This is a genomic window from Rathayibacter tritici, assembly GCF_002932875.1.
Taxonomy (GTDB): domain Bacteria; phylum Actinomycetota; class Actinomycetes; order Actinomycetales; family Microbacteriaceae; genus Rathayibacter; species Rathayibacter tritici.
Genome location: NZ_PSWS01000015.1, coordinates 1 through 12,552, shown reverse-complemented (window position 1 = coordinate 12,552; position 12,552 = coordinate 1). Strand labels below are relative to the sequence as shown.

Genomic DNA, 12,552 nt, shown 5'->3' with positions numbered 1-12,552 from the left:
ACCGGCGCGACCGCGCCCGCCCCCCGAGAGCCGGCCCCGCCCGCCGTCTACGAGTGGCCTGACCCGCGTGGCAACTGGGACCAGCCGCCCGTGTGGGAGCAGATAGTCGCCCCGCGCGATGAGCCCGATAGGGACGGTGGCGACGAGGAACTCTGGCGGGAGACCGCGGGCGCCTACGCGTGGGACCTTGAGCCGGCGTCCGAGCCCGCCGTCGCCGCCGAAGCGGCTCCCTTTCGCACCGCGCCCGCGGCCGCGCACGTCAACGCCGCCGCGCCGCGCACGTCCCGCTCGGCCCGGTCCCGCCCCGGGAGCCGCGAGCGAGAATCCGCCCCCGTCGGACCGTCGCTTTGGCGCACCCTCAGCCGGCGGCGCCTCCTGATCGCGTTGATTGCGGCGGGCGCCGTGATTCTGCTCGCCGTGCTCTTCGCCATCGGCATCGCCGTCGGGAGCGCCGGTGATCAACCCGACCCGCAGCCTGCCCCGGCCGTCAGCGAGACGCCCGCCAATGCGACGCCCGCGCCGACCGGGGCCCTGCCGACGGTCGGCCCGCTGCCCGCCGGTACCTGGGCGTGGAGGGCGATGCTCGGCGGCGAGTGCGTGCAGCCCTTCGACTCCGTCTGGGCGGAGGAGTTCACCGTCGTCGACTGCGCGACCGCCCACTCCGCTCAGCTCGTGGCCAAGGCCGAGCTGACCGACGCCGCCTTCCCCGGCCAGGAGGCGCTGGCCGTCACCGTCTCCTCGCTCTGTCAGGCGCAGGGCGTCGTGAGCATCTCCGCGGCCGAGGCCTACGGCGACGTGCAGGTGTCCGGCGCGTTCCCCGTCACCCAGGAGCAGTGGGACGCGGGCGAGCGCAGCTACTACTGTTTCGTCAACCGAGCAGGCGGCGGCGAGCTGACCGGTTCCCTGGCCGGCAGCCCCGCAGGCTGATCCGCGTGCCCTGCGCTCTCGGGCCGACCGCGACCGCTCACGCGCAGTAGGGTTGCCGATCGTGCAGGAGAACGAGGCGACCCCCGCGGCGGGACCCACCGCCTCCGTCGAGCTCACCACGAACGGGGTCGGCCCCTGGCGGGGCGAGTGGCCGGAGGATGACCGTCTCGACCCGGAACTGCTGGAGCGCGGCGACGCGCGCAACGTGGTCGACCGGTTCCGCTACTGGCGGATGGACGCGATCGTCGCGGAACTCGACCGCACCCGGCACCCGTTCCACGTCGCGATCGAGAACTGGCAGCACGACATGAACATCGGCTCGATCGTTCGCAGCGCCAACGCGTTCGGCGCGGAGAGCGTGCACATCGTCGGCCGGCGGCGCTGGAATAAGCGCGGCGCGATGGTGACCGACCGCTACCAGCACGTCCAGCACCACGAGACGGTGGCCGATCTCGTGCAGTGGGCGGCGGAGGCGGAGGTGCCGCTGATCGCGATCGACAACGTCCCCGGTTGCGTGCCGCTCGAGACCTACCGCCTGCCCGAGCGGTGCCTGCTGCTGTTCGGGCAGGAGGGGCCCGGGCTCTCGGAGGACGCGCTGGACGCCGCCGAGGCCGTGCTCGAGATCTCCCAGTTCGGCTCGACCCGCTCGATCAACGCGTCAGCGGCGGCCGCCGTCGCGATGCACGCCTGGGTGCTCCAGCACGTCCGTTTCTGAGCCCGGCGACGGCGCCGCCCGTGTCTCGTGGAGAGGCACCGCGCCGACGAGAGTCAGACCGCGGACTCCGGCGGGAACTCCGACTCGAGCGGCTCCGCCGACAGGAGCTCGTGCACCCCGCTCAGCACCTCGTCCGGTCGGAACGGGTAGCGCTCCATCTCGGCCTCGTCGCTGATGCCCGTCAGCACCAGCACCGTGTGCAAACCCGCCTCGATACCCGCGACGATGTCGGTGTCCATCCTGTCGCCGATCATCCCCGTGTTCTCGCTGTGCGCGCCGATCTTGTTCATCGCCGAGCGGAACATCATCGGGTTCGGCTTGCCGACGACGTACGGATCCTTCCCCGTCGCCTTCGTGATCAGCGCGGCGATCGCCCCCGTCGCCGGGAGCACGCCCTCGGAACTCGGACCCGTGGCATCCGGATTGGTGACGATGAAACGGGCCCCCGCCACGATCAGACGGATCGCCTTCGTGATCGCCTCGAAGCTGTAGTTGCGCGTCTCACCCACGACCACGTAGTCGGGCGCAGTCTCGGTCATGATGAAGCCGGCCTCGTGCAGCGCGGTGGTGATCCCCGCCTCACCGATCACGAACGCGCTCCCGCCCGGCTTCTGCGACGCGCAGAAATCCGCGGTCGCCAGAGCGCTCGTCCAGATGCGCTCCTCCGGCACGTGCAGCCCCGACCCGCGCAACCGCGCCGCGAGGTCCCGTGGCGTGAAGATCGAGTTGTTCGTCAGCACCAGGAACGGCGTCCCCGAGTCGATCCACTCCTGGATCAGCTCGGGCGCACCGGGGAGCGCCTTGTTTTCGTGCACCAGCACACCGTCCATGTCGGTGAGCCAGGCCTCGACTTCACTGCGGTTTGTCGCCATGCGTTGATGCTATCGGCGGCGCCCCTCCGCGCGACGGCGATGGCGGGAGGATCAGCGGGGCCCGCTGCTCCGCGGTGCTCACTGCCCGACGGTGCTCACTGCTCGGCGATCCTCTCCGTCGCGGCGGCACCGTGGAGCAGCGCCAGGCCTGCGCCGGACGGTCGGCTCCCAGACCCGGACAACCGGGAGCGGGATAGCCTGGCAGCATGACTGGCGAGAACCTGCTGGGCCCCGAACCGACGCTCCTCCCCGAGGAGCCCGCGGTCACCGCGGCCCTCACCAAGCACGCGGACCCGGGAGCCGTCGAATTCGCCGCCCTCGCCGCGGCCTATCCGCGCTCCCCGCTGGCCTGGGCCCTCCTCGCCGACAGCGTCTGGGGCATCGACGCAGCGCTCCCCTCCTACGCCTACGCCCGCGTCGGATACCACCGCGGCCTCGATCTCCTCCGCGCTGCCGGCTGGCGCGGCCAGGGCCCCATCCCCTGGCGGCACGGACCCAACCGTGGTTTCCTCCTCGCCCTCTACGCCCTCCGCCGCGCCGCCGAATCGATCGGCGAGACGGAAGAGGTCGCCCGCCTCACCCAGTTCCTCGAGCAGGCCGACCCGGCCGCCACCGAGGAGATCGAGCGGTACCACGAGGACGCGTTACCCCCGACCGCCTCCATCATCATCCTCGGCAACGACTAGGCGCCGCCCGGGGACGGTTCTGGCGGTGTTGTCCGCCGTTACGGCTCCCTCCGCCGCCTTGCCAGAACCGCGGCCGGGGCGACGCCTCACGCGGGTCTGACAGTGACTGGGCGGCGGCTGCGAGTGTCGAGTCGTATCGCGTGTGCAGTTGTTGTCGGTGCGCGTGATCGAGTGGTCGGTTCGGTGGAGTCGAGATGCGTTCGGCGGGGGCGTTGGCGGCGGCCAGGGCGTTGCGCCTGCGCGTCCTGTTTGGTGGTACGTATCCCACGAGATCAGCCAGGCGGGGAGCGTTCCGCTCGCGGCCCCCTCAGCGGGCGGGTGATCGGATGGGTCATCTGCGGCACTCCGTGACCCGCGAATCCGGGCGCTGCTGTGGACGCTCGGAGTGTCTCGCTGGGCGATCCCCTACCGGGACAGGCCTGGCCGCATCGAGCGGCAACTTCTGCGGAGACAAATTGATGCCCCCTGGCCTACACTTCCGTCATGGTCAAGAATCGGTTGAGCAGTAGTGCGAAGGCGTCGCGCATCGTTGCGCCGACTGGGACGGTCTCGGAGCGCCGTACGGCGGCCTCAGTGGCCAGCGGACGCATCGTTACCCGTGCGGCGATGTCAGGCCACATCACCTCGAGCTCCTCCACTAGTCGCCGCAGCGCAGCCCAGGCCGGCCGGGCCGAGTAGGTGCCCGCAGGTCGTCCCGCTCTTTCCCGGAACGTTCGCTCGTACCAAAATCCCGCGCTCATCCTTCCTAGTGAAGTCGCACTCGATACGTCCTTCGTTGTGAACGTTTTGGTCACGACGGAGTCTCTGCATGCCGCGAGCCGCGCTTTCATGCTCGATCTGGTGGGGAATAATTCGACCATCTTCTACAACCGACTGCTGGAGTTGGAGCTGGCGGAGATCGCCTTCAAGATCGCGGTAAAGGAGCAACACGGACCTAGTGCGTGGCCTCGTCTGCGAGCGGATGGGCGAGTACGCCGCCGGGCCGGTCGGCTTTCGAAAGATTTGCTCAACGCATGGAGTGATCTTCTGGCGACGGTGCCTCATCTGCGTGTAGAACTCGATGAGGTCGCGGACCTCGTTCTGACAAACATGACGGCATATGGCCTGGCGTCATACGACGCTGCCCATGCCGCGACGGCGACGTACGTTGGCGCGAACGGCCTGGTCACCAACGACGCAGGCTTTGGTCATGTCGACGCCACAGAACTGGCGCTCTACGTGGACGCATCACGAGTGCGATCCTGCCGCCGACACCGCGGCGGTCGTTGAAGACAACCGCCGCCGGGAAGTGGCAGGACCGCGCAATTGGACTTATACGCTAAGGGCCCATTCTGTCTTGTAGGCCTCGACCTCAACGCGCAGGAACTCGAGACGGCGAGCAGAGCGGCGTCGTCCTCGAACTCCAACAAGACCGCGGCCTGGTCCAGGGTCAGCTCGTGCTCGTGCAGAACGGACGTGACGGCCTTGGATTCGGCGACCGCGAGGCCCTTCTTCACGGCGTCGGTCTGGGTGCCGGTGCGCTTGGCGATCGCTGCGGCGGTGACGCCCTCGAACGCGAGTTGCGCCCACGCGGCGGTGCGGTCTGCGAGCGAGAGTTCGGTGCGCTGGTCGTTTTCGATGATCTGCTGCACGATCCGGTCGGCGGTCGTCTCGTCGCCTTCGACGACGTAGACGGGGATGGTGGCGACTCCGGCTTCGCGGGCGGCGAGGGTGCGGCGCTGTCCGGCGCGGACGGTGACGGTGCCGTGCTCGTCGCGGCGGGCGAGGACCGGGGTGATGACTCCGTTCTCGCGGATCGACGCGATGAAGTCCTTGGTGATCGGGGCGCTGGTGGTGTGCGATCATCGAGGCGACGGGTCCCGTGGTTCTAAGCCAACTACGGGGCTTTCGTCGTCTTCCTGATCGTTTTTCTTTGCCTCTCCGGCGGGATGAAATCACTTGAGTGGAGTCGGCGGAGTGAGATAGATTGAAGCCGTGGAGAGGTGAAGAATCTCAATCAGGTTGTCAACAGTGGTGAAGGCTCCTCCGGCCGGCTCCGTCCGGTCGCGACCGGTCGCTCAGCGGGCGGGCTCACCGGTGGCGGGCACTACATCCAGCAGATGGAGGGCCGGGAACGCATCAACCCGAGGACGACGACCGATGTCACACTCGCTCCCAGCGGAGTGGACGTCGCCGTCTTCTTCTTTCAGCCTTGGCTCTCCTAGGACGACGACGACGCAGCCGCAGCATCAGAACGACAGCGATCGACACGCATACGCTCCGGTGAGTCACCGGCTATCGGAGGTCAGCGTGAATCGGACGCGGTCAATGTCAGACTGTCTCGGTCCGAATCAGCTCACGTGAGATTTCCTAGGGGGACTGGCCATGACAGGCACTCTCGATGCGCAACTGGACAGCATCTTCGCTGCCCGGAACCGGGAGGACATGCGTCCCACGATCGACGCTCTTCTCCCCCTCTACGACGAGCACCCCGAGAATCCCCGGGTCGTCTACGAGCTCGGCGGCGCCTACGACACGGCGGGAGAGGAAGCGACCGCTCTCGGTTTTTACGAGCGGGCGATGGAGCTGGGACTGAGCGGAGACATCCGCCGCCGCTGCTACCTCCAGTACGGCAGCACCCTCCGCAATCTCGGTCGGATCGAAGATTCTCTGGCGTTGTTCGCACGAGCGCGGGACGAGTTCCCGGGCTCCGTTGCCCTTGGAGTGTTCGAGTCCCTCACGCTCCACGCTGCCGGACAGGTGAACACCGCACTCGCGAGCCTGCTCACCCTTCTGGCCGACCACGTCGACACGGCTGAACTCGACCGGTACAAGCCGGCGATGCGAGGCAACGCCGAGTACCTCACGTCGCTCGACGCGCACTCACACTGAGCGTCCCGACGCCCTGATTGAGTTCGGAGCCATCGCTGCCGTTATCCGATGACCGACCCACTGGACGTCCGGACACCGATCTCCTTGCAGGAAGCCGCTCATCTCGAAGCGCTCACGCTGCGAGGAGTTGCGGCGCTGTGGTCGTCGTTTGAGGAGCCTTTGGGGCAGTGTGCACTGGTGCAGGTTCCTCTAAAGGCGGCCCCGAAGCGGGCCGAGGGTGTGTAGGTCCGATTGTCTCGGAACATCGCCCAGATCATGTCGAGGCGGCGCCGCGCAGGGCCGAGGCCCGCAATGCCGGCAAGCCGGTCGGCGCTGACGTACACGCTGAGGTCAGCGCCCGAAGAGCCCGGACGAGGGCGGACCATCATCGAGAAGTTCGAGGATCATGGAGGCGACACCCCCCACCGCGGCAGAGCCATCGCGGATGGGGTCGGTTCCATCGACACCGAGAGCGTGCAACGCATCGCCGAGGACATCCTCGAGGGCGGTCACGAGGCGTTCCTGCAGCGACAACACCGCTACGGCTACTAACGCGCGGTGACGAGGGAACTTACGGTTCCGTCACCTTCTTTCGGGAGTAAGTACAGGTCCCGGAGCAGCGAACGAACTCTGCCGTGTCACGTTGCACACGCGGGTCCGCGGCTCCGCGGTTCCGCGGGGTTCCCTCAGTCCGCAACCTGCGGCGCGGGTGCCGTCGGTGACGTAGCGGCATGGGTTCGGCATCCAAGGGCCGCGGAATGACGCCACCCGAGGAGCGCGGAGTCACCGCACTGGAAAACGAACGAGGGCCCCGTCTCAGCGACGGGGCCCTCTCATTTCGTTTGTCCATGGGGGGAGGTCGAAGCCCGCGAGTCCCACGGCTCATGGTGAGTATTGTAGCGTGCGATGGTGCCAGCAGCTAGTCCGATCGACGACACCGCGATCAGCGCCGCTCTCAGCGGTCCGCGTGCCTTGACCTACGTCGCGGCTGTCGGAGGAGATCTCGCGCGGGCGATGACGTTGTACGGGTGGAACGCGCGCGTGTCGGCCGCCCTGATGCTTCCTTCGCACTTCTCCGAGGTGACGACCCGTAACGCAGCAGCCGACGTGCTCGAGCAGGTCTACGGGCCGCGATGGCCTTGGAACTCCACCTTCTTCGGCAGCCTCCCGAACCCAGGTCCTGGCGGCGGTTTCAACCCTCGGCGCGAGCTATCGCACGTTCGAAATGTGCAACCGACGACAGGTAGGGTGATCGCCGAGTTGAAGTTCGTCTTCTGGCAGAAGCTCTTCACGGGCCGCCACGATGTTCGACTCCGGCAACCGCACATTGCTGCGGCCTTCCCACAAGCGCCGACCATGTCCGCGGACGCGTTGCGGAACCGTATCTACGGGGATCTCGAAACCCTCAGGCGTCTGCGAAACCGACTTGCTCACCACGAACCAATTTTCACTCGCAATCTCGGCGATGATCTCAATCGCATGCTGGATCTCATCGGGCTTCGAAGCGCTCCGGCAACCCGATGGGTAAAGGCAATGGAAGACGTGACCAGCGTGATCGCAGAGCGTCCCTGAGATCGTGCATGGGCCTGTCGCGCTTGTCCAATAACTGACCGTATGTCGGTTCTGGGGCTGATGCCGATTACAGTTGCACGTTGCGTGCGTAGCCGGACGCTCGGCGTTCCGCTGATCGATTCCATACGAGACGATGGCGGCCACCTCAGTGGTATAGAGGTACAGCTAGTCCGTTTGTTCGAGCCGCGGGGAGAGGGCATCGGGGGCCTCGAGAGCGTCCAGAGAGCGCTTCGGGGTCGTTCGCTTGCGGGGGGTGAGTTCGCTGACGAGCGCACCGGCGACGATGAGGGCGGCGCCCGCGACGGCGATCGGAGGCAGCCGGTCACCGGCGATCCGTCCGATGATCGCCGCCCATACCGGTTCAGCGGCGTAGATGATGGTCGCTTTCGTTGGGGAGACCGACCGTTGAGCCCAGTTCATCGTGACCTGGATGAGGCAGCTCGCGGCTCCTAGGGCCACGGCTGGTGCGACCCACACCCAGGAGAACGCGGGTGGCTGCTCGCCGGAGACGGGCATGGTCAGGAATCCGAGAAGGCCTGCGACGAGCAGTTGCACGACCGTCACGCGGCCGAGGTGCACGCGTCCTGCGAACCAGCCGATGAGGACGATCTCGACCGCGATCGGGAGGGTGCTGATCACCGTCGCGATCTCTCCGAAGCCGAAGACGAAGCCGACACTCCCCGGGTCGGCGACCAGGATCAGTCCGACGAATGCGCAGGCCACTCCGATCCAGGTCAGGAGCCGCGGCGGCTTGCGGAACACGATCCACTGGAGGATTGGCACGAGGGGGACGTACATCGCGGTGATGAAGGCCGAGGTGCTGCTGGTGATCGTCTGGAGGCCCACGGTCTGCAAGCCGTAGCCGAGGAAAATCATCGCGCCGATTGCAGAGCCCGCGCCCAGCTCCTTCCCGGTGATGCCGCGCAGCACACGAGCGAACAGGAGCGCGCTGATGATCCCGGCGGTGGTGAATCTCACGCCGACGAAGAACCACGGGCCGCTGTACTGCACCGCGATGTGCACGATGAGAAACGTTGCACCCCACACCGCTGTGACGGCGGTGAGAGCGACCTCCTGCTTCGAGAGCAGGCTTCTCCGGGAGAGCATGTGCACCATGCTGCACACTCTATGGTGCACAATAGTGCACATGCAAAGGGAAAAGACGCCGGGCGTCCTCGCACACGTGAGCGCGAACGTGCGCCACTTCCGCGCGACCGCTGACCTCAGCCAGGTCGCCCTCGCGGAACGCTCCGGGATCAGTCGCCGCACGATCGTGAAGCTCGAAGCTGGCGAGGCGAACATCAGCCTGACGGGCTTGGATCACCTCGCGGATGCTCTCGGGGTGACGTTCGTTGATCTCGTCGCCGCGCCCGCCGCACCTCGCGCCGACATCCGCGAGCTCGCCTGGCAAGGAGACGTGCCCGGCAGCGCTGCGGTGCTGCTCGCGTCCGTGCCCGCAGCCGTGGACGCGCAGCTCTGGTCGTGGGTCCTCGAGCCCGGCGACCGGTACGACGCCGAGCCTGATCCAGTGGGTTGGTCGGAGATGCTCATCGTGTTCGAGGGATCCCTCCACATTGACAAAGAGGACGGCGCCGCGGATCTCAGTACGGGCGATCACCTCGCGTTCGCCACTTCTCAGCAGTACGCCTACGTCAACATCACGGACGTCCGAGTGCGGTTCATGCGAGTCGTCGTCAGCTGATCGGCCTGCGAGTCCCGACGACCGTCCGTTAGGAGATCCCCTCATGGGACGGCGGTCCTCGCAGTCGTCAGTACCGTGACCCACCGGACAGCTCATGAACACGGCGACGGCAGCGCTCTCGGCGCATTGCGCACTCAGGCGACACAACGTTACCCCGTCCGTTTAAAGCGTCCTCGTCGATGTCCCAAATAATTTCGCCAACGCCTAGTGGCTACTGACTACGACAGCACAGCTCCGCGTAGTCGATGCCGTCAACACCTTCGGCGAGAGGACGAAGGATCGGAGCAACGGGATGAACACACGCCCGGGACCTTCACCCACTGAGGTGACGAGACGCGGCCGAAATGCTCCACATCGCCGATCGATGACTACATACTCGGCGACAGTTTCGGCGAAAGACCGCTTTTGACAAGTGAATCTGGTGGAATTCACGAATGAATTTCTCGATAGATGGTACGGTGGGATTCGCAGGGCAGAAGGAGTAGGCCCTGGGTTTCCAGGTGTACGAGAAGGGGATCGCACCGGTTCCGACGACGCCGTCGATAACGATCCAGAAGCGTGGCCTCATCTCGATCAACCGCGCTGCGTTCGAGGCGATCGACAAGCCCGAAGGCGTCGAGCTCCTTTGGGACGCGGAGCGGAAAGCCATCGCTCTTCGCCCGGCATCGCTGACGAACCAGAACGCCTACCCGTGCGTGCGCAAGGGTCGACGGACCGCGGTCCCTGGCTGATTGCGGGGACGCTCTTCACTCAGTTCATCGGCCTCGACACCTCGGATGCCTACCGCTGGACGCCGTCCGTCGAGGACGGGCTCCTCGTCGTCGACATCAGCAAGCCCGGGTCGAAGGCGACCACGAATCGCCGGCCCAAGGCAGGCCAGGTTCCTGCTGGCCAGTCGGAGGAGTCCGCGTAGGCACATAGACCACTGGCCCGATCCCAGTTGCAATGGGATCGGGCCAGGGACCGGCCCGAGGGGCACGGAGTGACTTGGATGGTCAACTCCAGCGCAGGGGACTCAGTGCCCTCGCGTTCCCCCTCGGGCACTCAACCCCGAAGGAGGGCTCATGCCCACAATCACGGAATACCTGCAGATCACTAGACCGGTGCCTTTCGTGAACGTCGAGCTGAGCTGTGACAACGGCCTCTACCTCGACCCTCACGCGCTGCGTCTCAGCACGATGCCCGAGCCGTTCCGTCGCCAGGCCGTTACCGCGATCGACACCTTCCTCAACGAAGTCGTCTCCTGCCTCCTGTCCGCGTCGCGCAACGACCACGCCCGGGGGCTCGCGCTCCTGCAGCAGTTCGTTGAACCCTGGGAGACGAGGCTCGGCATGGCAGCAGCCGGCTTCCGAGGTCACGGTGGCGCGTCTGACGTCGGTCGATGGATCTGGGGAGCATTCCAGAGCGACCTCCGCCCCCTCGTCCGCGTCGGCATGATGCGCCAGCTCGAAGGCCTACCTCTCTTCATCGAGGGCATCGATCGGGACCGCACGTCAGACATCACGACGCGACTCGCCTTCGACGCGCTCATCCAGTTCACGGCGGACGTCGTCGCGAACTTCGATGAATTCACGACCGGTGCGGGGCAGATTGGAAAGTTCCGCCGACAGATCTGGGACATCGACCAGCTGGAGTGGAGCATCCGCGAGGTGGAACTCCCACTCGCGAACGGGGAGCCCGTTGTCCTCGTACCCAAGGGCTGGGCGCGTCCCACGCTGCTCATGTCCGCGGACCGCTTCTACGGCACCAGTGTGCTCAGCTTCGCTCAGCTCGAGCGCGCGACCATCCGCGGTGGCAAGCTGGTCACAACTCCGAAGCGCGTCTTGCGAACCGACAGTACCCTTGCCCGCGGGCGCGCCACCAACCTCGCAGTCACGCAACGCGCGCTCCGAGCCGACGAGGATCTGGTAGCCACCTTCAAGAGCCTCGTCGACTCGCGCTGGACCGAGTCGGTAATCTCGAAGGCGGCGTAGTGAGCGTGTGGCCTGGTCGATTCGACTGGCCACACGTCTCGGAGCGGAAACACCTGTAGATGACTTTTTGGCAGTTCTAGGGCTTGTACCGTCTCAAGCCGCACGTAACGGCGTAGCTGGACGCTCGGCGTCCCGCTGATTGATTCCATTACGCGACAGACTCCTGAACCCGGCGCCTGTGAGCAGCCACCACCCCGCTCCGGTGGTGTGTACGGTCATCGGGTGAAGCAGAAACGTTGGCAGGAGATCACTGAGTGGCCGTTGACGGTGGCTGCGGTAGTCTTCCTGATCGCGTACGCCTGGGAAGTGCTGGGCCACCTCACCGGGGCAACAGCGGCGGTAGCGGATGCTGTGATCAACGCAACCTGGGTGTTGTTCGTCCTGGACTACCTCGTCAATGTGATTCTCGCCGAACGGCGCGGACGGTGGTTCGTGACGCACCTGTTCGACTTCATCGTGGTGGCGCTACCCCTCCTGCGCCCGCTTCGGCTCCTCCGCTTGGTGACACTCGTGTCGATCCTGCAGCGCCGTGCGGGCGCTGCGTTCCGGGGCCGGGTCATCCTGTTCGCCGCGTTGAGCACCGCGCTGCTCCTCTTCGTTGCTTCCTTGGCGGTGCTCGATGCTGAGCGAGATACACCCGGAGCTCTGATCACGACGTTCGACCAGGCGCTGTGGTGGGCGTTCGTCACGATCACCACCGTCGGGTACGGAGACCTCTACCCCGTGACCGGAACGGGGCGGTTCATCGCAGCCGGCATCATGCTGGGCGGCATTGCGCTTATCGGTGTTGTCACCGCCACCCTCGCCTCGTACATCGTGGAGCGAGTCGCGCAACACGACGAGAACGCCGACAAGCGAACCCAAGAACAGGTACGCGAACTCACGGACGAGATCCGCTTGCTCCGCGAAGAGCTACGCGAGCACGACGCAACACGCCCTCCCCGCACAGAACACGAGACAACAGCACCAGAGCTGGGGCGGCCAGAGACCAGTAGAGGTTCATCGGACGCAATGTAACCACGACACGAAGCGCAGCGATAATGACGACACCGAGCGATGCTGCTCACATCCGGTCGCTGCTGTGGGCGCTCGGAGCGTCCCCCTGGGCGATCCCCATAAGAGGCTCATCGTAATTGAGGGTGTAGTCGGGGTCTGAATGAGCTGCCCAACGTTTCCTGGACCAGTTGAATAGTTGTCTACGCGGCGAGGTTCTCGGTGATCCATGCCTGCTCGGCTTCGTTCGGGGTCCGATAGT

The 12,552-nt window shown here is 66.2% G+C and carries 15 protein-coding genes; 12 read left to right on the top strand and 3 right to left on the bottom strand.

The window, feature by feature from the left end:
• Nucleotides 1-927, top strand: a 927-nt coding sequence (locus tag C5D07_RS02595) for a septum formation family protein (protein ID WP_211286310.1), incomplete at its 5' end; no start/stop codon positions are given.
• Between the two features lie 61 nt (nucleotides 928-988).
• Complete coding sequence (locus C5D07_RS02590) at nucleotides 989-1,642, top strand: TrmH family RNA methyltransferase (protein ID WP_104258608.1); 654 nt, start codon at nucleotides 989-991, stop codon at nucleotides 1,640-1,642.
• Between the two features lie 53 nt (nucleotides 1,643-1,695).
• On the opposite strand, the gene C5D07_RS02585 is transcribed toward C5D07_RS02590, so the two are convergent.
• Nucleotides 1,696-2,514, bottom strand: coding sequence for an HAD-IIA family hydrolase (locus C5D07_RS02585; RefSeq protein WP_068250500.1), 819 nt, complete (start codon nucleotides 2,512-2,514; stop codon nucleotides 1,696-1,698).
• Nucleotides 2,515-2,720: 206 nt separating this feature from the next.
• Here C5D07_RS02585 and C5D07_RS02580 point away from each other — a divergent pair, with 206 nt between their 5' ends.
• Nucleotides 2,721-3,200, top strand: coding sequence for a DUF3151 domain-containing protein (locus C5D07_RS02580; protein ID WP_104258607.1), 480 nt, complete (start codon nucleotides 2,721-2,723; stop codon nucleotides 3,198-3,200).
• Nucleotides 3,201-3,878: 678 nt separating this feature from the next.
• Nucleotides 3,879-4,469 carry a type II toxin-antitoxin system VapC family toxin gene (locus C5D07_RS02575; protein WP_104258606.1) on the top strand — a complete coding sequence of 197 codons (591 nt, stop codon included), beginning with the start codon at nucleotides 3,879-3,881 and terminating at the stop codon, nucleotides 4,467-4,469.
• On the opposite strand, the gene C5D07_RS02570 is transcribed toward C5D07_RS02575, so the two are convergent.
• On the bottom strand, nucleotides 4,415-4,978 hold the full coding sequence (locus tag C5D07_RS02570; RefSeq protein WP_249028155.1) for a ParB/RepB/Spo0J family partition protein: 564 nt from the start codon (nucleotides 4,976-4,978) through the stop codon (nucleotides 4,415-4,417). The two genes, C5D07_RS02575 and C5D07_RS02570, sit on opposite strands and share 55 nt — an antisense overlap.
• A gap of 204 nt (nucleotides 4,979-5,182) precedes the next feature.
• On the opposite strand from C5D07_RS02570, the gene C5D07_RS02565 reads away from it, so the two are divergent.
• The 4 genes from C5D07_RS02565 (at nucleotide 5,183) to C5D07_RS15175 (ending at nucleotide 7,622) form a co-directional block, all read left to right on the top strand.
• Nucleotides 5,183-5,404: a hypothetical protein gene (locus C5D07_RS02565; protein WP_104258604.1), complete on the top strand. Its 222-nt coding sequence runs from the start codon at nucleotides 5,183-5,185 to the stop codon at nucleotides 5,402-5,404.
• A gap of 160 nt (nucleotides 5,405-5,564) precedes the next feature.
• A complete protein-coding gene (locus C5D07_RS02560; RefSeq protein WP_104258603.1) occupies nucleotides 5,565-6,071 on the top strand; it encodes a tetratricopeptide repeat protein in 507 nt (168 codons plus the stop codon).
• A 291-nt stretch (nucleotides 6,072-6,362) separates the two neighbouring features.
• Nucleotides 6,363-6,602, top strand: coding sequence for a hypothetical protein (locus C5D07_RS02555; protein ID WP_068250525.1), 240 nt, complete (start codon nucleotides 6,363-6,365; stop codon nucleotides 6,600-6,602).
• A gap of 354 nt (nucleotides 6,603-6,956) precedes the next feature.
• Complete coding sequence (locus C5D07_RS15175; protein WP_146076809.1) at nucleotides 6,957-7,622, top strand: hypothetical protein; 666 nt, start codon at nucleotides 6,957-6,959, stop codon at nucleotides 7,620-7,622.
• 165 nt (nucleotides 7,623-7,787) lie between these two features.
• Here C5D07_RS15175 and C5D07_RS02550 read toward each other — a convergent pair whose 3' ends face one another.
• Complete coding sequence (locus C5D07_RS02550; RefSeq protein WP_084415725.1) at nucleotides 7,788-8,738, bottom strand: DMT family transporter; 951 nt, start codon at nucleotides 8,736-8,738, stop codon at nucleotides 7,788-7,790.
• Between the two features lie 31 nt (nucleotides 8,739-8,769).
• On the opposite strand from C5D07_RS02550, the gene C5D07_RS02545 reads away from it, so the two are divergent.
• From C5D07_RS02545 to C5D07_RS02525, 4 genes are all read left to right on the top strand, one after another.
• The gene (locus C5D07_RS02545) at nucleotides 8,770-9,324 is read left to right on the top strand and encodes an XRE family transcriptional regulator (RefSeq protein ID WP_104258602.1); all 555 of its coding nucleotides are present in this window, start codon (nucleotides 8,770-8,772) and stop codon (nucleotides 9,322-9,324) included.
• A 691-nt stretch (nucleotides 9,325-10,015) separates the two neighbouring features.
• Nucleotides 10,016-10,237 carry a hypothetical protein gene (locus C5D07_RS02535; protein ID WP_068250533.1) on the top strand — a complete coding sequence of 74 codons (222 nt, stop codon included), beginning with the start codon at nucleotides 10,016-10,018 and terminating at the stop codon, nucleotides 10,235-10,237.
• Nucleotides 10,238-10,388: 151 nt separating this feature from the next.
• Entirely contained in the window at nucleotides 10,389-11,297 is a 909-nt protein-coding gene (locus C5D07_RS02530; RefSeq protein WP_068250536.1) for a hypothetical protein, read from the top strand.
• Nucleotides 11,298-11,519: 222 nt separating this feature from the next.
• Nucleotides 11,520-12,314 (top strand): potassium channel family protein, encoded by a 795-nt coding sequence (locus C5D07_RS02525; protein WP_084415727.1) that lies wholly within the window; start codon nucleotides 11,520-11,522, stop codon nucleotides 12,312-12,314.
• Nucleotides 12,315-12,552: the final 238 nt, after the last annotated feature.